Origin of the sequence: Streptomyces griseoruber (assembly GCF_001514205.1) — a bacterium.
In the GTDB taxonomy this organism is placed as follows: domain Bacteria; phylum Actinomycetota; class Actinomycetes; order Streptomycetales; family Streptomycetaceae; genus Streptomyces; species Streptomyces griseoruber.
In genome coordinates this window covers 1-21,142 of the sequence record NZ_KQ948783.1, presented here as the reverse complement: position 1 = coordinate 21,142, position 21,142 = coordinate 1, and the positions used below count along the sequence as shown (strand labels likewise).

The 21,142-nt window shown below is 71.0% G+C and carries 21 protein-coding genes and 1 pseudogene; 13 read left to right on the top strand and 9 right to left on the bottom strand.

The genetic code is table 11. The features are described from left to right. Positions 1-79: 79 nt before the first annotated feature. Entirely contained in the window at positions 80-955 is an 876-nt protein-coding gene (locus AQJ64_RS38685; protein ID WP_055632361.1) for a hypothetical protein, read from the bottom strand. Positions 956-1,307: 352 nt separating this feature from the next. Between AQJ64_RS38685 and rplM the strand changes: the two genes are divergently transcribed. The 3 genes from rplM (at position 1,308) to glmM (ending at position 3,850) form a co-directional block, all read left to right on the top strand. Beyond that, on the top strand, positions 1,308-1,751 hold the full coding sequence (gene rplM, locus AQJ64_RS38680) for a 50S ribosomal protein L13 (RefSeq protein WP_055632362.1): 444 nt from the start codon (positions 1,308-1,310) through the stop codon (positions 1,749-1,751). 45 nt (positions 1,752-1,796) lie between these two features. After that, a complete protein-coding gene (gene rpsI / locus AQJ64_RS38675; RefSeq protein WP_055632363.1) occupies positions 1,797-2,318 on the top strand; it encodes a 30S ribosomal protein S9 in 522 nt (173 codons plus the stop codon). Between the two features lie 173 nt (positions 2,319-2,491). Next, positions 2,492-3,850 (top strand): phosphoglucosamine mutase, encoded by a 1,359-nt coding sequence (gene glmM / locus AQJ64_RS38670; RefSeq protein ID WP_055632364.1) that lies wholly within the window; start codon positions 2,492-2,494, stop codon positions 3,848-3,850. Between the two features lie 161 nt (positions 3,851-4,011). Here the strand turns inward: glmM and AQJ64_RS38665 are convergent, their stop codons facing one another. Both AQJ64_RS38665 and AQJ64_RS38660 read right to left on the bottom strand, forming a co-directional pair. After that, entirely contained in the window at positions 4,012-4,794 is a 783-nt protein-coding gene (locus AQJ64_RS38665) for an SAM-dependent methyltransferase (RefSeq protein ID WP_055632365.1), read from the bottom strand. Positions 4,795-4,912: 118 nt separating this feature from the next. Continuing rightward, positions 4,913-5,851, bottom strand: a complete 939-nt coding sequence (locus AQJ64_RS38660; RefSeq protein ID WP_055632366.1) for a DUF389 domain-containing protein — start codon at positions 5,849-5,851, stop codon at positions 4,913-4,915. A 114-nt stretch (positions 5,852-5,965) separates the two neighbouring features. On the opposite strand from AQJ64_RS38660, the gene AQJ64_RS38655 reads away from it, so the two are divergent. The 5 genes from AQJ64_RS38655 to AQJ64_RS38635 are packed head-to-tail and all read left to right on the top strand — an operon-like array spanning position 5,966 to position 10,161. Further along, on the top strand, positions 5,966-6,526 hold the full coding sequence (locus AQJ64_RS38655; RefSeq protein WP_055632367.1) for an RNA polymerase sigma factor: 561 nt from the start codon (positions 5,966-5,968) through the stop codon (positions 6,524-6,526). Continuing rightward, positions 6,523-7,368 (top strand): hypothetical protein, encoded by an 846-nt coding sequence (locus AQJ64_RS38650; RefSeq protein ID WP_055632368.1) that lies wholly within the window; start codon positions 6,523-6,525, stop codon positions 7,366-7,368. The genes AQJ64_RS38655 and AQJ64_RS38650 overlap by 4 nt, the downstream gene beginning before the upstream one ends. A 20-nt stretch (positions 7,369-7,388) precedes the next feature. Beyond that, positions 7,389-8,198 (top strand): ABC transporter ATP-binding protein, encoded by an 810-nt coding sequence (locus tag AQJ64_RS38645; protein WP_397807418.1) that lies wholly within the window; start codon positions 7,389-7,391, stop codon positions 8,196-8,198. Next, on the top strand, positions 8,195-9,589 hold the full coding sequence (locus AQJ64_RS38640; RefSeq protein ID WP_055632370.1) for a hypothetical protein: 1,395 nt from the start codon (positions 8,195-8,197) through the stop codon (positions 9,587-9,589). The genes AQJ64_RS38645 and AQJ64_RS38640 overlap by 4 nt, the downstream gene beginning before the upstream one ends. Beyond that, positions 9,586-10,161, top strand: coding sequence for a hypothetical protein (locus AQJ64_RS38635; RefSeq protein WP_059203396.1), 576 nt, complete (start codon positions 9,586-9,588; stop codon positions 10,159-10,161). The genes AQJ64_RS38640 and AQJ64_RS38635 overlap by 4 nt, the downstream gene beginning before the upstream one ends. A 22-nt stretch (positions 10,162-10,183) precedes the next feature. On the opposite strand, the gene coaA is transcribed toward AQJ64_RS38635, so the two are convergent. Both coaA and AQJ64_RS38625 read right to left on the bottom strand, forming a co-directional pair. Next, the gene (gene coaA / locus AQJ64_RS38630) at positions 10,184-11,152 is read right to left on the bottom strand and encodes a type I pantothenate kinase (RefSeq protein ID WP_169809757.1); all 969 of its coding nucleotides are present in this window, start codon (positions 11,150-11,152) and stop codon (positions 10,184-10,186) included. Positions 11,153-11,244: 92 nt separating this feature from the next. Beyond that, complete coding sequence (locus AQJ64_RS38625; RefSeq protein ID WP_059203394.1) at positions 11,245-13,206, bottom strand: protein kinase domain-containing protein; 1,962 nt, start codon at positions 13,204-13,206, stop codon at positions 11,245-11,247. 166 nt (positions 13,207-13,372) lie between these two features. On the opposite strand from AQJ64_RS38625, the gene glmS reads away from it, so the two are divergent. Continuing rightward, positions 13,373-15,220 (top strand): glutamine--fructose-6-phosphate transaminase (isomerizing), encoded by a 1,848-nt coding sequence (glmS, locus tag AQJ64_RS38620; protein ID WP_059203393.1) that lies wholly within the window; start codon positions 13,373-13,375, stop codon positions 15,218-15,220. A gap of 45 nt (positions 15,221-15,265) precedes the next feature. On the opposite strand, the pseudogene AQJ64_RS52125 reads toward glmS, so the two are convergent. Beyond that, a pseudogene (locus AQJ64_RS52125) lies at positions 15,266-15,430 on the bottom strand (hypothetical protein); the annotation flags it as partial. Positions 15,431-15,503: 73 nt separating this feature from the next. On the opposite strand from AQJ64_RS52125, the gene AQJ64_RS38615 reads away from it, so the two are divergent. The 3 genes from AQJ64_RS38615 to AQJ64_RS38605 all read left to right on the top strand — a co-directional run bounded on the left by AQJ64_RS38615 (position 15,504) and on the right by AQJ64_RS38605 (position 17,143). Then, entirely contained in the window at positions 15,504-15,989 is a 486-nt protein-coding gene (locus AQJ64_RS38615) for a DUF6232 family protein (RefSeq protein ID WP_055632182.1), read from the top strand. Then, on the top strand, positions 15,986-16,291 hold the full coding sequence (locus AQJ64_RS38610; RefSeq protein ID WP_055632181.1) for a hypothetical protein: 306 nt from the start codon (positions 15,986-15,988) through the stop codon (positions 16,289-16,291). The genes AQJ64_RS38615 and AQJ64_RS38610 overlap by 4 nt, the downstream gene beginning before the upstream one ends. A 156-nt stretch (positions 16,292-16,447) precedes the next feature. Beyond that, positions 16,448-17,143, top strand: a complete 696-nt coding sequence (locus AQJ64_RS38605) for a PH domain-containing protein (protein ID WP_059203392.1) — start codon at positions 16,448-16,450, stop codon at positions 17,141-17,143. Positions 17,144-17,150: 7 nt separating this feature from the next. On the opposite strand, the gene AQJ64_RS38600 is transcribed toward AQJ64_RS38605, so the two are convergent. Together AQJ64_RS38600 and AQJ64_RS38595 are read right to left on the bottom strand one after the other, a co-directional pair. After that, positions 17,151-18,869: a M16 family metallopeptidase gene (locus AQJ64_RS38600; RefSeq protein WP_059203391.1), complete on the bottom strand. Its 1,719-nt coding sequence runs from the start codon at positions 18,867-18,869 to the stop codon at positions 17,151-17,153. Between the two features lie 6 nt (positions 18,870-18,875). After that, complete coding sequence (locus AQJ64_RS38595; protein ID WP_059203390.1) at positions 18,876-19,832, bottom strand: hypothetical protein; 957 nt, start codon at positions 19,830-19,832, stop codon at positions 18,876-18,878. Between the two features lie 93 nt (positions 19,833-19,925). On the opposite strand from AQJ64_RS38595, the gene AQJ64_RS38590 reads away from it, so the two are divergent. Beyond that, complete coding sequence (locus AQJ64_RS38590) at positions 19,926-20,297, top strand: holo-ACP synthase (RefSeq protein WP_059203420.1); 372 nt, start codon at positions 19,926-19,928, stop codon at positions 20,295-20,297. 140 nt (positions 20,298-20,437) lie between these two features. Here the strand turns inward: AQJ64_RS38590 and AQJ64_RS38585 are convergent. Next, positions 20,438-21,142 (bottom strand): ABC transporter permease (locus AQJ64_RS38585; RefSeq protein ID WP_059203389.1); only part of this gene is annotated, 705 nt, incomplete at its 5' end.

Sequence of the window (21,142 nt, the reverse complement as noted above, 5' to 3'; positions counted from 1 at the left end):
GGATCCGTGACCGGATGATCAGATGATCACTTGGGGGGAGTGTCGCACGTCCGATTGGCCCGTTTGACGGCCGGCCGGTTCAGCCCTCGGCCGCCGCCGACGCCTGGGCCTGGCCACGGCGGTTGATCTGCTGGAAGGCGAAGTCGGCGAGGTCGTCACCCATGGTGAAGACCGCGGTGTCCTTCGTGGTCACGTCCTTGCCGTCGGTGAAGCCCGTGATCGTGAAGTAGGCGTAGCGGCCGTAGGAGTTGGTCGTCGAGCGGCAGATCGCGGCGTTGCAGAAGGCCTTCACGCCCTTGCCGCTCAGCGCCTTGACGATGCTCTTGCTGTCGGCCTGGCTCTTGACCTTCAGGGCCTGCGCCTCGGTGTCGAACACGGCCACACCGACCGTGACCGCGGTGTCGCCCTTGGTGTACGTCACCCGCATCAGCCGGGTGCAGCCGGCCGCGGCGAGGACCTTGGGCAGGGTGCCCTGGACGCCCGTGGCGCAGTCGGTGCTGTCCGCCGTCGGGCCCTTCTTGTAGACGTTGGAGCCCATGGTGAGCTGGGTTCCGGGGAACATCAGCTCCGGGCTGTTCTCCGCCTTGTCCTTGGCCTTGCTGGAGATGAACTCCTTGGGGTTCAGCGCCGGCGGCGCGCTGGTCGGCGCGAAGGACGGGGTGCCGGACGCGCTCGGCAGGCCGGTGGTGGCGGGCACCGAGGACGTGGGCCGGTTGGCCTCGTCGCTCCCGCCGCTGTTGACCACGGCCATGGTCACGGCGGCGCCCACGCCGACCGTGGCCAGCGCGCCCCCGACTATGAAGAGCAGCTTGCGGCGCCTGTTGCGTTTCTCGGACGCGTCCGCGAGTGCGGCCCAGTCCGGGGACGGGCCGTCACTGCCACCGGTCCACGGCTGCTGGGAGTTCGGTTTCCACGGATCCCACTGGGACTGAGGTCCCCCCTGCCCATAGCTCATGGGCCGCATCTTAGACGGCGGGACACGCCGCCGTTCCGCTCCAACTGCCTTTGAAACCTTCTCACCCGGAGATGTCGTGTTTGCCGTGCCGCGCCCTCGCTCCGGCCCTGTCCCGGCCCCGTTCCGGCCCCGTTCCGGCCCCGTTTTGACCCCACCCGCGCGACACGGGTATCCTGCATCTTCGTTGTGTATTGGCTTGCTCATTCTCACGGGACGGGCCCTTACACCGGTCCACCGGGCCGATGACCAGCGACCAGCACGCGGTTTGCGTCACCGCAGTGCGGTCAGGGCTGTCGTGATCGTCTTCGGTGACCTTGTCAGGACCACTCACTCGAAGCGAAGGCTACGAACCGTGCGTACGTACAGCCCCAAGCCCGGCGATGTGACGCGCCAGTGGCACGTCATCGACGCTCAGGACGTTGTCCTGGGCCGTCTCGCCAGCACCGCCGCCTCCATCCTGCGCGGCAAGCACAAGCCGATCTACGCCCCTCACGTCGACACCGGTGACTTCGTCATCATCATCAACGCCGACAAGGTGCACCTGTCCGGCAACAAGCGGACCCAGAAGATGGCGTACCGCCACTCCGGCTACCCGGGTGGTCTGCGCTCCGTCCGCTACGACGAGCTGCTGGACAAGAACCCGGAGAAGGCCATCGAGAAGGCCGTCAAGGGCATGCTCCCGAAGAACACGCTGGGCCGTCAGATGCTCTCGAAGCTGAAGGTCTACAAGGGTGACCAGCACCCGCACGGCGCGCAGCAGCCGCAGCCGTTCGAGATCACCCAGGTCGCGCAGTAACACCGGCCTAGACCAACCCAAGCCAAGAGAATCTGAGGAATCACCGTGGCCGAGACCACTGCCGAGCAGCCGCTCGAAGAGACTGAGCTCGTCGACATCGACAGCTACACCACCGAGTCCGAGGTGCCCGTCGAGGGCGAGTACACCTCGGAGTCCCTCGCCTCCCGCTTCGGCGACCCGCAGCCGGCCGCCGGCCTGGGCCGTCGCAAGAACGCCATCGCCCGCGTCCGGATCGTCCCGGGCTCCGGCAAGTGGAAGATCAACGGTCGCACCCTCGAGGACTACTTCCCGAACAAGGTGCACCAGCAGGAAGTCAACGAGCCGTTCAAGGTGCTCGAGCTCGAGGGCCGTTACGACGTCATCGCCCGGATCGCCGGTGGCGGCGTCTCCGGCCAGGCCGGTGCGCTCCGTCTCGGTGTCGCCCGTGCGCTGAACGAGGCGGACGTCGACAACAACCGCGGCGCGCTCAAGAAGGCCGGCTTCCTGCGCCGCGACGACCGCGCGGTCGAGCGGAAGAAGGCCGGTCTGAAGAAGGCCCGCAAGGCTCCGCAGTACAGCAAGCGTTAATCGCTCGCTGCCTGCACCGAACGCCCCGGCGGCACGCCACAGTGCTGTCGGGGCGTTCGTTTTATCACTTCCAGGGGCGTATAACGGCACAAGATGCTCAAAGGCTTGTGTGACGGATGCCGCTATCCGGTGTAATTGCCCCTTCGGTCATGGACGCTTCCTCAGGAGGACAAGTGGGACGACTCTTCGGCACGGACGGCGTGCGCGGTGTCGCCAACGCGGATCTGACGGCCGAGATGGCGCTCGGTCTGTCCGTCGCGGCGGCTCATGTGCTGGCCGAGGCGGGCACCTTCGAGGGCCACCGGCCGGTGGCTGTCGTGGGGCGCGACCCGCGTGCGTCCGGGGAGTTCCTGGAGGCCGCCGTGGTGGCGGGTCTCGCGAGTGCCGGCGTGGACGTGCTGAAGGTCGGCGTGCTGCCGACGCCCGCCGTCGCCTACCTCACCGGTGTGCTCGGCGCCGACCTGGGCGTGATGCTCTCCGCCAGCCACAACGCCATGCCCGACAACGGCGTCAAGTTCTTCGCGCGCGGTGGCCACAAACTCCCCGACGACCTCGAGGACCGGATCGAGGCCGTGTACGAGTCCCACACGCACGGTGAGCCGTGGGAGCGGCCCACGGGCGGGGGCGTCGGACGGGTGCGGTCCTACGGCGAGGGCTTCGACCGGTACGTCGCCCACCTCATCGCGGTCCTCCCCAACCGGCTCGACGGGCTGAAGATCGTCCTCGACGAGGCGCACGGCGCGGCGGCGCGGGTGTCGCCGGAGGCGTTCACCCGGGCCGGGGCCGAGATCGTGACGATCGGGGCCGAGCCGGACGGGCTCAACATCAACGACGGGTGCGGATCGACGCACCTGGACAAGCTGAAGGCCGCGGTCGTCGAGCACGGGGCCGACTTCGGCATCGCGCACGACGGCGACGCGGACCGGTGCCTCGCCGTGGACCACACGGGCGAGGAGGTCGACGGCGACCAGATCCTCTCCGTCCTGGCGCTCGCCATGCGGGAGCGGGGCGTGCTGCGGTCGGACACCGTCGTCGCCACCGTCATGTCCAACCTCGGGTTCAAGCTCGCCATGGAGCGGGAGGGGATCCGCCTCGTCCAGGCGGCGGTCGGCGACCGGTACGTCCTGGAGGAGATGAAGGAGCACGGCTACGCCCTCGGCGGCGAGCAGTCCGGGCATGTGATCATCCTCGACCACGCGACGACCGGGGACGGCACGCTGACCGGGCTCATGCTCGCGGCGCGGCTCGCCGAGACCGGGAAGCCGCTGCGTGAGCTGGCCTCCGTGATGGAGCGGCTGCCGCAGGTGCTGGTCAATGTGCCGGACGTGGACCGGTCCCGGGTCTCCTCCTCGGCGGAGCTGTCGGCCGCCGTCGCCGAGGCCGAGCGGGAGCTGGGCTCCACCGGCCGGGTGCTGCTGCGCCCCTCCGGGACCGAGCCGCTGGTCCGGGTGATGGTCGAGGCGGCGGACATCGAGCAGGCTCGGTCGGTCGCCGGCCGGCTGGCCGATGTGGTGAAGTCCGCGCTGGGGTAGTGGCCGGGCCGGGTCCGGGGTGGGGGGCTCGGCCCCCTTGCGGTCTGCGGGTGCGGGGTGGCTGGTCGCGCCCACGCGACGGAGTCGCACATCGACACCGCCCCGCGCCCCTTCAGGTGGCCTGCACGGGCGCGTACGTCGACGTACGCGCCCCGCTGCTTTTACGGCTTGCGGCCCACCGCGCCGTACGCGTCCACCCGCGGGCCCGCCGGAGCGTCCGGCTCCGGGCGCCACTCGGTGACCTGGACGACTCCCGGGTCCACCAGGTCCAGTCCCTCGAAGAAGCCGGCGATCTCGGCGACGGGGCGGACGTGGTACGGGACCGCGCCGCTCTTGTTGTAGGCCTCGGACGCGGCGATCATGCCCTCGCTGGTGGCGGTGGAGTCGCTGATCACCAGATAGCTGCCCGAGGGGAGACCGGCCATGAGCCGGCCCACCAGCTCGCGCGCCCGGGCGTACTCGGCGACATGGCCCAGCGTGTTGAGGATCATCAGGGCGATCGGGCGGGAGAAGTCCAGGGTGCCCTTGGCGGCCTCCAGGACGGCCTCGGGGTCGTACAGGTCGGCGTCCAGGTAGGCGGTGGCGCCCTCGGGGGTGCTGCTCAGCAGGGCGTGGGCGTGCGCCAGGACGGTGGGGTCGTTGTCGACGTACACGATCCGGGCGTCCGGCGCGGTGCGCTGGGCCACCTCGTGGGTGTTGTCGGCGGTCGGCAGTCCGGTACCGATGTCCAGGAACTGCCGTACGCCCTGCTCGCCGGCGAGGTGGCGGACGGCGCGGCCGAGGAAGTGCCGGCTGGTCACGGCGACGTCCACCAGCCCCGGGAAGATCTCCTTGATGTGGTCGCCGATCTCCCGGTCGACCTCGTAGTTGTCCTTGCCGCCGACGAAGTAGTTCCAGAACCGGGCGGAGTGCGGCTTGGACGTGTCGATACGGGTGTGTGGCATGACGGTCTCCTGGCGGCACGGATAGGTGATCGCAGACTTGATTGCAGAGTCAACCTATGTGAACTGCCAGGCATCACAAGGAAGTTGAAACTCTCCCGCCCCTGCCTGCCGTGAGGTTTCAGCCAGTCCGCGCCGACCGGCGGTGCCCCTCCCACCACGCCCGCTGGGCCGCCAGGGTCAGGGTCCCCGCGAGGACGATGCCCAGGAGGTTCAGCAGGAGTTGTTCCGTCGAACCCCACGTCTGGTGCGTGTCGCCGTAGCTGAGGGCGACCGCCGCGTTGGCCGCCGCCGGGACCGTGGTGACGGAGATGGCCACGCCGACCAGGGCGCCGGACTTGGCCGAGGTGAGGGAGAGGGTGCCGGCCGCTCCGGCCAGCACGGCGACGATGAAGGAGAAGGCGTCGGGGGCGTAGACGAAGCCGGTCTGGGGGCGGTCGGCGTCCAGCTGGGCCCGGCTGAAGAGGTCCAGGGCGTCCATGAAGAGGCTGAAGAGGACCGTGGCGGCCATGGCGACCGCGAAGCCCACGAGCAGGGCGTTCAGGGAACGCAGGGCGAGCCGGGGGCGGCGGCGCACGATCGAGGTGGAGATCCCGGCGAGCGGGCCGAACTCCGGTCCCACGGCCATGGCCCCGACGATCAGTACCGCGTTGTCCAGGACCACACCGCAGGCCGCGATCATCGTGGCCAGCGTGATGAAGGCGAGATAGGTGACGGAGAGGGTCGACTCCTCGTGGGTGGCGTCGGTGAGGTGCTCCCAGAGCACCGCGTCCGCACCCTCGCCCGGCGCCTCGGCCTCGGCCTTGTCGGCGCGCAGCGACAGGGACAGGTCGATGTTCTCGACGGCGATCGAGCCGGTCCGGTCCAGGCCCAGCTCCTGGAGCCCGGTGAGGAGTTCGTCGCCGGCCTCGCGGGCCACGTCGCAGGTGACGACGTCCCCCGCGGGATTGCGGGCGGCGCCCTGGAGCACCACGAGGTGCGTGGTGCCGACGGTTTTCTCGATCAGGCGGAGCACGTCGTCGGTCTTCTCCGGCGGGGTGATCAGACGCAGATGCAGCACGGAGGCAGGCTAGGCCCTGTCGCCACCGGGAGCCCTGCCCGCCCGCCCCGGCCTTGTGTGACGGGCATCACGCCAGGAGGAAAACCCGCGGCCCGGCGGCGGCGTCTAGCGGGTGTGAGATCAGTCAGGGCAGCGCTGCACGAGGTGGACGAGGAACGTCTCCTCCGGCTGGTGGCCAAGGGCGACCGGGCCGCGTTCGAGGAGCTGTACCGGCGTACGTCGCCGTGGATGGCGGTGCGGTTGCGCCGCCGCTGCGGGGACGAGCAGATCGTCGCCGAGGTCATGCAGGAGACGTATCTGGCGGTGTGGCGCGCGGCGGGGGCGTTCACCGGGGCCGCGGTCGGCGGGTCGGCCACCGGCTGGCTGTGGACGATCGCCGCGCGCCGCCTGGTCGACGCGTTCCGGCGCCGGGCCCACCACGCGGAGCCGCCGCCGGCCGCGGCGCCGCCCGGCGTGGCGCCCGCCGCCGAGGAGGAGGCGCTCGCGGCGAGCGTCGGCGGTGACGTCGGGGACGCGCTGCGCCGCCTCGCGCCGGAACTGAGACAGGTACTGCAGGCCCTGGTGCTCGACGGACTGTCCGTCCGGGAGACCGCGGTCCTGCTCGGGCTGCCCGAGGGCACGGTCAAGACCCGTGCCCGCCGGGCCCGGATCCAGATGCGGAGGGCGCTGGCATGAGTGCGGAACACGCGTCGGCACGGATCATCGCGGGGTACGCGCGCGGCGACACGGACCTCGCCGCCGACGAGGTGTGGGCCGTGGAGGCCCATCTGGAGGCGTGCCGGGTGTGCCGCGACCGGCTGGCGGCCGCGGTCGCCACCGGGGTGCCCGCCGTGGCGTCGCTGGTCGACTCCGTGTGGTCCGGCCTCGCACCCGAACTGGCGGTCACCGCCCCGGTGCCGCGCCGACGGCACCGGCCGGCCTGGCTGTCGGGGTGGATGACGCCCGCGATGGTGCCCTGGCTGGCCATGGTCGTCGGCGTGACGCTGCTGGCCCTGCTGCTCGACCGGGCCGGTTCCGGTTCCGGCTTCGGCCTCGGCTCCGGCTCCGACGGGGTGTCGCTGGTGCTGCTGTTCGCGCCGGTCCTGCCCGTGCTCGGGGTCGCGGCGTCCTGGTCGCGCGGTCTGGACCCGGCGTACGAACTGACGGCCTCGGCGCCCCGGGCCGGGCTCCCCCTGGTGCTGCGGCGCACCGCGTCCGTGCTCGGCGTGGTCGTCCCCGCGCTGCTGGTGGGCGGCTGGGCGACGGGGGTGATGGTGGCTCAGTGGCTGCTGCCCTGCCTGGCGTTCACGGCGGCGACGCTGGCGCTCGGCGGTGTCGTCGGGGTGACCCGCGCCGCCGTCGCGCTGGCCGCCGTGTGGGCCGCCGTGATCGTGGCGCCGACCCTGGCCGCCGGCGGCCGTACGGCCGCCGCCCTGCGGGCGGGCGGTCTGCCCGTGTGGGGGCTGCTCCTCGCTCTCGGCATCGGTGTCGTGATCGCCCGCAGGGGCGCGTACGCCGCACTGGGAGCCCATCGATGACCACCGGAAGGGAACACCCCATGACGTCCGCGGTAAGCGCGGCCGACCTCGCACCGACGCCCTACGCCCAGGAGATCCGGGCCACCGGGCTGAAGGTCAGGGTCGGCCGGAAACGGATGGCCGTCGACGGCCTCGACCTGTCGCTGGGCACCGGCGTGCACGGCCTCCTCGGCCCCAACGGGGCGGGCAAGACCACCCTCATCCGGACGCTGGCCACCGTGCTGCGCCCCACCGAGGGCGCCCTGGAGCTGCTCGGCGAGTCCGCGGGCGGTACGGGCGAACTGCGTGCGCTGCGCCGCCGGATCGGCTATCTGCCGCAGGAGTTCGGCTACTACAAGCGGTTCACGGTACGTGAGTTCGTCGAGTACATGGCGTGGCTGAAGGAGGTGCCCGGGGCGGACATCCCCGCGGCGGTGCAGCGCGCCGTGGAACGGGTCGGCCTGGCGGACCGCGCCGACGACAGGATGAAGACCCTCTCGGGAGGCATGGTGCGCCGGGTCGGCATCGCCCAGGCCATCGTCAACGACCCGGCGATCCTGCTGCTGGACGAGCCGACGGTCGGCCTGGACCCGGCGCAGCGGCTGCGCTTCCGCGAGCTGCTCCAGGAGCTGGGCACGGACACCTGTGTGCTCGTCTCGACCCATCTGGTGGAGGACGTGGCCGCCGCCTGCACCGACGTGGTGCTCTTCGCCGAGGGCCGCCTGGTCTTCCAGGGCACCCCGGACGACCTGGCGGCCGCGGGCGGCACCGAGGACGTGGGCGACAGCCCCCTGGAGCGCGGCTACTCGGCGCTGCTCCAGGGCCCCGGGCAGGGAAGGGGCGCCTGGTGAACCCGCGTGTCCTGCGCATCGAACTGAGGCGCTCCGTCGCCCCGTGGGCCGGTGCCGTGATCCTGACGACGGCACTCGCGTTCCTCTTCCTGCTGAAGGGGACGCTCGGCACAGGCACCACCGCCTGGACGGCCCAGTGGACGACCATGGCCCTGTGGATCCGCGCCCTGCTGTTCTACCTGTGGCCGCTCGCCGTCGGGCTCGGCGCCCTCCAGGGCCTGCGCGACCACCGCTCGAAGATGTCCGAGCTGCTGTCGAGCACGCCGCGGCCCGCCCGGCACCGCGCGGCCGCGCTGGCGGGCACCACGGCGGCCGCACTGACCTCGGCCTTCGCGCTGCTCGTCCTCGTGGGCGGGGTCCAGGTGCTCGCCCACACCGCGTACACGCACCTCGGATGGCTGCCGATCTCGCTGGTGGGGGCGCTCTCCCTGGTCGCGGGGTCCGTGCTGGGCATGGGGGCCGCGCGGGCCCTGCCGTCCGCGCTCACCCCGCCCCTGCTGACCGTGGGCGCCTTCGCGTTCACGGTCCTCATGCAGCTGTCCCTGGGCCGGACGCAGACGGACACGGGCGCGGGCATCCCGGTCACGGAGCCGAACCGGCTCTCACTGCTGTCCCCGGCGGTGCAGGACGTGCGCACCGCGCTCACCACCCTCTCCGCCGCCGTGCACCTCGGGCAGACGATCTGGCTGCTCGGCATGGCCGTGACCGGCTTCGCGCTGCTGGTCGCCGCGCGGCGGCGCACCCGGCTGCTCGCCCTGACCCCCGTCCTGGCGGGCGCGGCGGTCGCCCTGCTCGTCCTGCCCGCCGACCCGGACCGGATCTTCGTCGTCGACAGGGCCGCCGCGGAGCCGGTGTGCGACGGCCCGGTGTGCGTGACGCGGACCCAGCAGGGACGCCTCGCCGACATCGCGGGTCCCGGCAAGAAGGCCCTGAGCCTGCTGCACACCGCGCTGGGCGACCGGGCGCCGGTCTCGGTCCGTGAGAACACCGCCGTACTGCCGGAGGGCAGCACGCCGAAGTGGTCCGGCAGGACCGTGCCCCTCGACTTCGACGACGCCGGCCTCGTCGCCGCACGGGGCGAGGAGCTGACCTGGGCCCTGATCGGCAAGGGCCTGGTGCCGGGGTGCTCCCCCGTCGGCTGGAGCGGCACGGGGGGCGAGGACGTCGCGCGGGCCGTCGCGGTCGGCTGGGTCCTCGGCGACCTCAGGTCGCTGCCCCACGCGTCGGCGAACGTGCGCGACTACGCCGACACCGAGGCCCGCCCGGTGTGGAAGAAGTTCAGGACGCTGCCGAAGGCCGAGCAGCGCGCACGGATCGACGCCATGCGCACCGCCGCGCTCTCCTGCGAGGGGGACGCGCTCGAAGCGCTCACCGGTGGTGCGTCCCGGTGAGATGGCTGACGCTGTACGCCCGCTCGCGTCAGGTGCCCGCCGCGCTCGCCGCGCTGCTGATCGGCGCGCTGGCGGTGTGGGCACTGGCCCGGGACGGCGGCACAGGGCCCGCCGATCCGCGGCTGCCCGTGCTCGTCCTCGCCGTGGGCGCGATGGCGGCCTCCACCGGCTTCGGCGGGCAGGACCTCGCGCTGGACCGGACGGCCGCGATCCGCTGGGCGCCGCGCCGGGCGGCCCATGTGCTGCTCGCCGGCGCGGTCGCCGCCGCGGTGCCGCTGACCGTGCAGGCCCTGGGCGCGGACCTGGCCCCCGCCGCCTTCGTCGTCCGGGACGGTGCGGGCCTGATGGGGCTGGGCGCCCTGGGCGCGGCGCTGTGGGGCGGCCCGTACGCGTGGACGCTGCCGTTCGCCTGGCTGTCGTACGCGTTCTTCGCCCCGCCCCCGACGGGGGTGCCGACGCGGGTGGCGGGCTGGCTGCTGCTGCCCGCCGGCACACCGGCGGCCACCTGGACGGCCCTGGCCCTCACGGTCACCGGCACCGCGGCCTACGCCGTCGCGGGACCGAGACGCTGACCGGACCGGTGCCGGCCACGGGTCACAGCTTGCGCAGGCTCAGCCGCTGGACCTTGTGGTCGGAGCCCTTGCGTACGACCAGGGTGGCGCGGCCCCGGGTGGGGGCGATGTTCTCGACCAGGTTGGGCTTGTTGATGGTGCGCCAGAGGGTACGGGCGTAGTCGAGGGCCTCCTCCTCGGAGACCTGGGTGTACTTCCTGAAGTACGAGTCCGGGTTCTGGAAGGCGGTCGCGCGCAGCTTGCGGAACCGGTTGAGGTACCAGCGCTCGATGTCCTCGGCGCTCGCGTCGACGTACACGCTGAAGTCGAAGTAGTCGGCGAGACCGACGCGGGTGCGGCCGTCCTTGCCGGGGAGGGCGGGCTGGAGGACGTTGAGGCCCTCGACGATGAGGATGTCGGGGCGGCGGACGGTCAGCCGCCGGTCGGGGACGATGTCGTAGATCAGGTGGGAGTAGACGGGGGCGGTCACCTCGTCCTTGCCCGCCTTGATGTCGGCGACGAACCGGGTCAGCGCACGGCGGTCGTACGACTCCGGGAAGCCCTTGCGCGACATCAGGCCGCGGGCCTCCAGCTCCCGGGTGGGCAGGAGGAAACCGTCGGTGGTGACCAGCTCCACGCGCGGGTGTTCGGGCCAGCGGGAGAGCAGGGCCTGGAGGAGCCGGGCGACGGTCGACTTGCCGACCGCGACCGAGCCCGCGACGCCTATGACGAACGGGGTGCCGGACTGGGAGCCCTGCTCACCGAGGAAGGTGTTCAGGGCGCCGCGCAGCCCGTCGGTGGCGCCGATGTACAGATTGAGCAGCCGGGACAGCGGCAGATAGATGTCCCGCACCTCGTCGAGGTCGATGACATCGCCGAGGCCACGCAGTTTCTCGACCTCCTCGGCGCTCAGCGGCAGCGGCGTCTTGTCGCGCAGCGCGCTCCACTCGCGGCGGGTGAGATCGACGTAGGGAGTCGCCTCCGGCCTGTGCCGGTGGGCGCTCCGGGGCATCGCGGAGACCGGTGAGATCACAGTCCATTGTTAACGGAGTTTGAACGGGACGGCGGGGTGGGGTGTGTCACGCCGCCGTGCCCCTGTCCGGGTCACCGGGGAAGGCCGACCGAGAAGAGCTGGTCGTCGCCGGTGATGGCGTAAGCACGCCCGTCCGCCACCATGGGGCTCGGGAGAGAGACGTCCTGGACCGCTGACGCGCTCGGGTGGTCCGAGGAGGTCCACAGCCGGGCACCGGATGCGGCGGCGAACACGAGGAGGCGCCCCTCGTCGTCCAGGAGATAGAGCCGTCCGTCGGCAACGGTGAGACCGCTGGAGAAGTACTCCTCGTGCTCCGTCCGCCACCTCTGCTCACCCGTCGGACAGTTCACCGCGAGCAGGGACCCGGAGGGGGTCGCGACATAGAACGTGTCCCCGGATGCGGTGATCGAGGCACCGGCGACAGGCTCGCGAAGCCTGGCGGTCGTCCACCCGGTGTCGTGTCGGAACTGCGCCACGGCCACGGTGTCACCAGAGTTCGTGTCCTGCACTGTGAAATTCAGTGTTCCCTTCGGGGTCACGCCGATCGGCACCGCATTGGGTTTCGAATCGCTGTGCCGCTGCCACAGGACGTCGCCCGTGCCCGCGTTCTGAGCGGTGAATGTCACTCCGCTGTCGGTCACTTCACGGGAGTAGAACGCGCTCGACGTGGAACCGATGATTTCGATTCCGTTCGGCGTCGTCTTTTTCCGGGTCCACAGCTCCTTTCCGTCCAGAGCCCTGAATCCGCGCGTGACACCGTTCTGGTCCGTGGTCACCACCACCTGGCCGGCAAGTGTGTGAGTGCCGTACAACGGCTTCTTCCACAACTGCTTTCCGCTGCCCTTGTCGAATCCGAGGAGTGCCGATTCCTGCTGAGGGATGCCGGTCTCCACGACGACGGCGGTCGACACCTCGATGGTTAGCGACCTCTGTGCCGTGACGGACCTGTCGTACCACACGGCGTGCCCCGAGTCCGGCGCCACTCGCATCACCTGCCGTCCCGGCACGGCACAGAACAGGGCGTCCTTCGCGGGAGCGCACGACGCCGCTCCGGCGCCGGCGGACGGGGGCCGCAGTCGCCGCGTCCATTCCGTGTCCCCGGAAGGCTGCCACGACGAGAAGGTGGCCACGACGGCCATGACCGCCGCACCCGCCCTTGCGAGCCTCACGAGTCCGTGTCGCGACGGTCGGGGCGGCTCTTCCCTCGGCGGCGTCACCGCGGGCGGTGCGGAGCCGGCGAGGTCGACCAGTTCCGAGAGCTGTGCCACCAGACTGTCGGCGGTGGGACGAGCCGCGGGATCCGCCACCAGGCACTGGGCGACGATGTTCCGCAGTGGCTCCGGCACCTCGCTGAGATCAGGCGCGCATTCCTGAATGGTCATCAACACCACACTGATATGGGCGCCCGTCATCTCGAAAGGCGCACGCCCCGTCGCGGCGAAGACGACGATCGACGCCCAGGCGAAGATGTCCACCGCAAAGGTGGCCTCCGGCACCCGCGTGGTTCCTCGAGGCGGGATCTGCTCGGGTGCCAGGTAGGCGGGCGTGCCGATGAAGTCTTCGGTGCGGGTCAGTCGGCTCAGCTCGGGTGTCCAGGAAATCCCGAAGTCGATGACACGCGGACCGTTGTCGGTCAGCAGCACGTTCTCCGGTTTCAAGTCCCGGTGTACCAGGCCGACCTGGTGAATGTCCTGCAGTGCCCCCGCTGTCCCCAGAGCCACCTTCAACAGGCTCTCTCCCGTGAGGGGTTTCCTTCGGGCCACCTCCGTGAGGGAGGACGCCGAAAAATACTCGGTGACCATCCAGGGGCGCTCGGCCTCCGCGTCGGCGTCCAGAACCCGAGGTATGAAGGGGCTGTTGATCCGCCGAGTCAGTTCGATCTCACGTGCGAACCGTCGGCGGTAATGGGGCTCGTGTGCGCGATCGGCGTGCAGGAATTTGATGACCACGGACACTCCCGCAAGGGTGCGTGCCTCGTGGACGACGCCCATGCCTCCCCGTCCGAGCTCCCGCACCAAGAAGTATTTGCCCATGAGTGAGGAATCGTCTCGGCTGCTCACCACGCCAGGTTAGCGGCTGGACACCATCGGTGATGAGCGCCCTTGCGGGTCGGCCAGGGCCTCGTACCCCCGGTGGAATATCCGGAATCGGGCACGCGGAGGCGTGTTTGGCGAGGACTTCGACTCTAGGCTGCCGCGCATGTGCGGAATCGTGGGATACGTGGGGTCGCAGTCGGCGCTCGAGGTCGTGATGGCCGGGCTGAAGCGGCTGGAGTACCGGGGCTATGACTCGGCGGGCGTCGCGGTGCTCGCCGACGGAGGGCTGGCCGCCGCGAAGAAGGCGGGCAAGCTCGTGAACCTGGAGAAGGAACTCGGGGCCCGGCCGCTGCCGACCGGCCCGACCGGCATCGGGCACACCCGCTGGGCCACGCACGGCGGGCCCACCGACGCCAACGCCCATCCGCATCTCGACAACGCCGGACGCGTCGCCGTCGTGCACAACGGGATCATCGAGAACTTCGCCGTCCTGCGCGCCGAACTCGCCGAGCGCGGCCACGAGCTGTCCTCCGAGACGGACACCGAGGTCGTCGCCCATCTGCTCGCCGAGGAGTTCTCCGGCACCGCCGACCTCGCCGAGGCCATGCGGCTGGTGTGCCGCCGTCTGGAGGGGGCGTTCACCCTCGTCGCCGTGCACGCGGACGAGCCGGACGTCGTCGTCGGGGCCCGCCGGAACTCGCCCCTGGTCGTCGGGATCGGGGAGGGCGAGGCCTTCCTCGCCTCCGATGTCGCCGCCTTCATCGCCCACACCCGCTCGGCCGTCGAACTCGGCCAGGACCAGGTCGTCGAGCTGCGCCGGGACGGCGTCACGGTCACCGGCTTCGACGGCCGGCCGGCGGAGGTCCGGTCGTACCACGTCGACTGGGACGCCTCGGCCGCCGAGAAGGCGGGCTACGACTACTTCATGCTCAAGGAGATCGCCGAGCAGCCGAAGGCCGTCGCCGACACCCTGCTCGGCCGGATCGACGCCGCCGGCTCCCTGACCCTCGACGAGGTCCGCATCGGCGCCGCCGAGCTGCGCGAGGCCGACAAGGTCGTCATCGTCGCCTGCGGTACGGCCTTCCACGCCGGCCTCATCGCCAAGTACGCCATCGAGCACTGGACCCGTATCCCCTGCGAGGTCGAACTGGCCAGCGAGTTCCGCTACCGGGACCCGATCCTCGGCCCCCGCTCCCTCGTCATCGCCATCTCCCAGTCCGGCGAGACGATGGACACCCTCATGGCGCTACGGCATGCGAGGGAACAGGGTTCCAAGGTGCTGGCCATCTGCAACACCAACGGCTCGACCATCCCTCGCGAGTCCGACGCGGTGCTCTACACCCACGCCGGGCCCGAGGTCGCCGTCGCTTCGACGAAGGCGTTCCTGACGCAGTTGGTCGCCTGTTATCTCGTCGCCCTGTATCTGGGCCAGGTCCGCGGGACCAAATGGGCCGACGAGATCCGCGCCGTCATCCGTGACCTCGCCCAGATCTCCGGCCAGGTCGAACGCGTCCTGGAGACCATGGAGCCGGTACGGGCGCTCGCCCGCTCCCTCGCCGACAAGAAGACCGTGCTGTTCCTGGGGCGGCACGTGGGGTATCCGGTCGCCCTCGAAGGGGCGTTGAAGCTCAAGGAACTCGCCTACATGCACGCCGAGGGCTTCGCCGCCGGTGAGCTGAAGCACGGGCCGATCGCCCTCGTCGAGGAGGACCTGCCCGTCGTCGTGGTCGTCCCCTCGCCCCGCGGCCGGTCCGTCCTGCACGACAAGATCGTCTCCAACATCCAGGAGATCCGGGCGAGGGGTGCGCGGACGATCGTGATCGCGGAGGAGGGCGACGAGGCGGTCGCCCCGTACGCCGACCATCTCGTACGGATCCCCGCGACGCCGGTCCTGCTTCAGCCGCTCGTGGCCACGGTGCCGTTGCAGGTGTTCGCCTGTGAGCTGGCGACGGCGCGGGGCAACGAGGTGGATCAGCCGCGCAACCTGGCGAAGTCGGTCACGGTCGAGTAGGCCGGTCAGGAACGTGTCGAAAGCCTCGGCCGGGAAGGTGAGGGTGCCTCCGGCCGGGGCTTTTGTGTCGCGTACGGAGGTATGGGTGGGGGTGGTGGCCCAACCGGGGCAAGTACGTGTGGTGCGAACTCGCCGCCGCCCGAGGGAATGGGCGCCCTCGAAAAATATGACAAGCTTCCTTCGTGCATCTGTGAGCCCCTGACGGGCCATTGTCGGCCGCCCGTCCCTCCTGCGACCATCGGCACGCCATCCGATGCGCTTATGACCCGGGGGAGGGGGGGAGTTGTCCGGCACGGTCACCATTCAGGTCAGCAAAAGAATTCTCTCCATGGGCGACTCCTCCATTCCGCTGCACAATATTGCGCATACGCGGATCGTGAGGCCTGAATTCAACCTCCCCATGGCGTCGCAGATTTCCCTCGGACTCATCGTGATGGGCGCGTTCCTCACGGCCGGAGCACCTCCTCGGTTCGACGGCGACATCATCTGGGTGGGCGCCGTCGCGGTCCTCCCTTTCGGGTTCGTGCAACTCTGCCGCGAGCTGTACATCCGGTACAGGGTGCGCATTCTCGTCATCGGAACAAGCGGGGGATCGGCAGCCGCGCTCTCCTCCACGGATCTGAGCCTCCTCCGCAGGATCGCGCAGGACATCACGCAGGCGATCGACAACCCGCATGCGGAGTTCCAGTTCACCGTCAGGGAATTCCACATCGGGGATCGGATCAACCAGTACGGACCGAACGCCACGGCGACGAGGTATGAGCGATGAACGAAAGCGGCTTTCACGTCGGAGACACGATCAACCAAACCGGGCCGAACGCCACGGGGAAGGTGGTCCACAATTATCGGCCCCACGGCGTAGAACTCCAGCAGCTGATCCGTGCCGCCGAGGATTTGCGGGACCACCTCCCCGAACCGGAACGTCAAGTCGTCAACGATTCACTTGAGGCACTTCGCCACGACGCGGCCGATCAGGGCGCTCTCCGCAGACTCAACAGGGTGGCGACGATGGCGGGTACGGTCGGTGCTCCACTGCTCAGCCTCCTCTTGCAGGTATGCGGCAACGGCTGATGCGCCCCGGTCGCCCTGCCCTGGTCGCACACGACACCGCGGGCGTCCTCTACCGTCTACCCGGCAACCTCAAGGGGCCCTTCGGCAGCCACGTGAAGACCAGCGGCGGCTGGCAGGGCTACAGGGGATCTTCTGGTCGGGAGTGCGGGGTTCGGGATGGGCGAGGGGATCGAGCGGGAGTACCGCAGACGGCGGGTCATGCCGGTGGTGTACCTCAGCATGGTGGCCGTGACGGTGGTCGTCGGCGTGAGCCTGCTGCGGATGACGACGCTGGGCACGACGGGCTGGGACCTGGTGACCCCGGCGATCTGGGTCGCCGTCGGCGCCCGGATGGCGCTGGAGCACTGGCGGGCGCGGACGTCCGTCACCGCCCAGGGCGTCACCGCGCGCGGGCCGCTGCGGACCCGCACCCGCGCCTGGTCCGAGATCTACGGCATCCGGGTCGAGGGCGGCAAGCGGGGCGGCAGCCCGCGCCGGCCGACGTACCTGTACGACACCGACGGGCACCGCATCCGCCTCTTCCAGGTCGACGAGCAGCAACTGGCCGACCCGATCGGCGAGATGGCCGACCTGAGCGCCACCGCCGTACGGCTCGGGCTGATGTCCTCCGCGACGCGGCCCGAGCTGGAGGGGCTCATCGGGCGCAGGGCGCGGCGGCGCACGGCGTTCGGGCGGGCGGTCGTCGGTTGTCTGATCGTCGCGGTCGCCGCGTTCGTCGTCTTCACCTGGCTGGTCCTGACCGACCGGCCGACCTACACGTTCCCGCTCCTCCTGGGCGTTCCGCTGCTCTGTCTCCCCGTCCTCTTCCTCGTCCTGGACCGCCTGGGCGAGACCCTCGCCGCCCGGCGGTGAGGCGGGTTCAGCCCCGTCTGCGGCGGCGGGCCCGGTACAGGGCCGCTGTCACCGCCGCCAGGGGCAGCCACATGATCCAGACGCCCACCACCGCGTCCCACTCCGGGTTCGCGGCGGAGGCCTCGTCCGCCGTGATGACGGCGCAGAGCAGGCCCCAGACGGCGGCCAGGAGGCCCACCGCCCACAGTCCGAGGGTCCAGAGCCAGGTGGACCTGCCCGAGGCGGCGGGGGCGGCCGCGCGCTTGCGGGGCTGCGGGATGCGGTCCGGTTCCCGCGCGGGCATCGGGACGGCCGCCGTGGGCGGCACCGCCGCGTCCAGGGCCGCTATGCGTTCCGGTGTGACGCCCTTGTAGAGGGTCGGTTCGACCGTCACCGAGAAGCCGTCGTGGCCGGTGAGGGCACGGGCGCCGTCGGGGCGGACGGTCATCGCGGACATCGCGTCGTAGCGGACGGTCACCGGGCCGCGCGGGGTGAGGAGGCTGACGCCCTCCGCGCCGATGACCAGCGTGACCTTGTCGTCCTCCAGGGACGGGTGGCGGGTGCCGGTGACCGCCTCCTGCGAGTACTGCGGGGCCAGGGTCAGGCCCGCCCAGTCCACGCCCCGGCCGGGGACCTGGAGGAGGGCGTCGGCCCAGGCCTGGCGGGCCACCTCGCGCAGATCGGCCACGGTGACCGCGTCCAGCTCGGCCCGCCGCTGCTCGGGGGAGAGGATGCGGTGGCCGAGCAGGAGGCTCAGCGCGTACGAGGGGAGGGACGCGGCGCCGAAGTCCGGGACGTCGTACATCTTGAGGAGCTTGGCGCGCACGGAGTCCAGTTCGGACTGCTCGATGCGGCCGGCGCGCAGGCGCGCGAGGGTGTCGACGAACCCGCCGACCACCGCGTCCTGCTTCTGCGGCAGCGAGTCGGCGTACGCGGTGAGGGTGGCGTACTCGGCGTCGCGCGGGGTGTAGTCGGCCTCCGCCGAGTAGGAGTAGCCGCCCTCCTGGCGCAGGTCCTGGAAGAGGGCCCGGCCGAGGACGTCCGCGAAGACGGTGGCGGCCGTGGAGCGGCGGACGACCGAGGTGAGCACGACATGGCCGTCGTCGCCGTGGATGTAGGCGGGGGTGACGGGCAGCGCGCTGGTGGCGGCGGGGGCCGGGAGGCGGGTGCCGTGGGGGAGGGTGAGGTCGAGGCCCTCCGGGACCTGCCCGCTGGTGATCCACAGGACCGCGTTGTCGCGGGTGAAGCGGGTCTCGGCCCAGTGCCGGACATGGCCCGCCGTCAGGCTCCAGGTGCCCAGCTCGTTGTAGCTGGTCAGGCCGTAGTTCTGGGCGCCGTAACGCCACAGCGGCATCTGGTGGTTCGGGCCGCCGCCCCGGCCGGCCGCCTCGGTGCGGAGGATCTCCTTCTCCGTCTCCAGACGGTCCATCGGCAGGTCGCGCAGCGCCGCGCACACGCTGTTGAGGTACCTGACGACCTCCTCCTCGCTGCCGGTGACGTGGAAGAGGGTGTACGTGTTCGCCGTCGCGCCGTTGTAGTGCAGGTCGGACAGGCCGAGGCGGTGCAGCGCGAGATGCTCGACGAGGTGGGTGATCCCGGCGGTGGCCAGCGTCTCGTCGGCGCGGCCCACCCGGAAGAACAGGCCCGCCGTGATCTCGCTCGCGGAGGTCGGGGCGTACAGGGTGGGGATGCCGTCGGTCGTGGTGTGGGAGAGCACGCCGTCGAGGAGGTCCAGTTCGGTGGTCATCGGTGGTCAGGCCCCCAACGCGGACTTGCGGTACTTCAGGAAGGTCGTTCTCGGGTCGCTCGTGTAGTCCCACGGGTCCTCCGAGGCGCGGTCGCCGAGGAACGCGAAGTGGGGAGCCGCGTCCTGGAAGTGGCCGCCGATCGAGAAGGCGAACGCGAACGCGTTGTGCGCGCCGACCGAGTTCCAGTCGGGGCGGTGGTCCGGGTGCAGGACGGAGATCTGCGCGGCGTTGCGGAGGTCGTCGCGGACCGGTATCCCGCGCAGGTAGGCGGTGGCCTCCGGGCCGTCCAGTTCGAGCCAGTGCTCGATGTGGGCGAGCGCGACCAGCGCGCCGGAGTTCGAGCCGTCGGGGGAGGCGGTCGCGCACTCCCGGGCGAAGCCGTGCGCCGCCTCCCAGGAGCCGCTCCACTTGGGGCACACCTGCTGGAGGAGCTGGACCTGCGCGCGGTAGTGGTGCGGGTGGTGGGCGGAGAGGCGGTCGTAGCGGCGGCGGGCCTCGGCCTGGCCCAGTTGCAGGCCGCGCGCGGTCATCAGACGGGCCGTCCAGGCGGGGGCGTACGCCGGCTGTTCGGCGCAGAGCTCGATCAGGAGCTGCTCGGCCTTGCGCAGCCAGGTGTGGAATCGGTCGAACTGGTCGGCGGAGACGTACTGGGCGCGGGCACTGCTGCGGATCGCCCACCCGATGCGGACGTACCGCTCGGCGAGGGCGGCGCGGGGCAGCGGGTCACCGGGGTGGTCGGCGACCGCCCGCTCCAGGAGGAACTCGGTCCCGTCGATACCGGCGAGTACCGCGACGGCGGAGGAGACCTTGTCGACCGAGTCCAGACCCGAGAAAAACGCCCGCACGGCGTTCCAGTCCTCGGACCGGGCGGCGGTGCGCAGGGGGATCAACTCGGGTGTGTTGTCGAACAGATCGAAGGTCGGCCCGTTCGAGGACCTGGCTCTGCCGCTGGTACCGCTCATCTCTCCGCCCCCTGGTGGTGATCAAGTCGCCGCAGGCTAGCAGCAGGCTGCGACAACGGGGAGAGCGGTGCGCCCCGCCTTAGAGTGCTCGGCATGAGCATCATCGGGGTCGGTATCGACGTGGCCGAGATCGAACGGTTCGAGGCGTCGCTGGAGCGGACACCGGCGCTCGCCCAACGGCTTTTCGTCGAGCGCGAGTTGCTGCTGCCGAGCGGGGAGCGGCGGGGGGTCGCCTCGCTGGCGGCGCGGTTCGCGGCGAAGGAGGCGCTGGCCAAGGCGCTGGGGGCGCCGCCGGGGCTGCTGTGGACCGACGTGGAGGTGTTCGTGGAGGCGAGCGGGCAGCCTCGGCTGCGGGTGCGGGGGAGTGTGGCGGCCCGGGCGGCGGAGCTGGGGGTGCGGGGCTGGCATGTGTCGTTGAGCCATGACGCCGGGGTGGCTTCGGCCGTGGTGATCGCGGAGGGGTAGCGCGGCGGACCGCCATGGCGGTCCTTCGCCATGACGGTCACTTGGGGCGTCATACGGGCACCTCGCGCGTCATACGGGCACCTCGCGCGTCATGACGGTCACTTCGCGCGTCATGACGGTCGCTTCGGGCGTCAAGGCGGTCACTTCGGGTCGGCGTCGAACTTCGAGGCGGACCAGAAGTAGCCGAGTACCGCGAGGCCCAGGCACCAGGCGACGGCGATCCACCCGTTGTCGCCGATCCCGGTGCCGAGCAGGAGGCCGCGCAGGGTCTCGATGGCGGGGGTGAAGGGCTGGTACTCGGCGATGGGCCGGAACCAGCCGGGCATGGTGTCGGGCGGGATGAAGGCGCTGGAGACGAGGGGCAGGAGGATCAGCGGCTGGGCGCTGTTGCCGGCGGCCTCGGCGTTCGGGCTGGCCATGCCCATCCCGACCGCGATCCAGGTGAGCGCCAGGGCGAACAGCGCGATCAGCCCGAACGCCGCGAGCCACTCCAGGGCGGTGGCGTCGGTGGAGCGGAAGCCGATGGCCACGGCGACGGCGCCGACGAGGAGCACGCCGGCGATGCACTGGAGCACGCTGCCGACCACGTGTCCGACGAGGACGGAGCCCCGGTGGATGGCCATGGTGCGGAAGCGGGCGACGATGCCCTCGTTCATGTCGGTGGCGACGGAGACCGCGGTGCCGATGACGGTGCCGCCGATGGTCATCATCAGGATGCCCGGGACGAGGTAGGCGATGTACTCGGAGCGGTCGCTGCCGCCGATGCCCGCGCTCATCACGTCGCCGAAGACGTAGACGAAGAGCAGCAGGAGCATGATCGGGGTGAGGAGCAGGTTCAGGGTCAA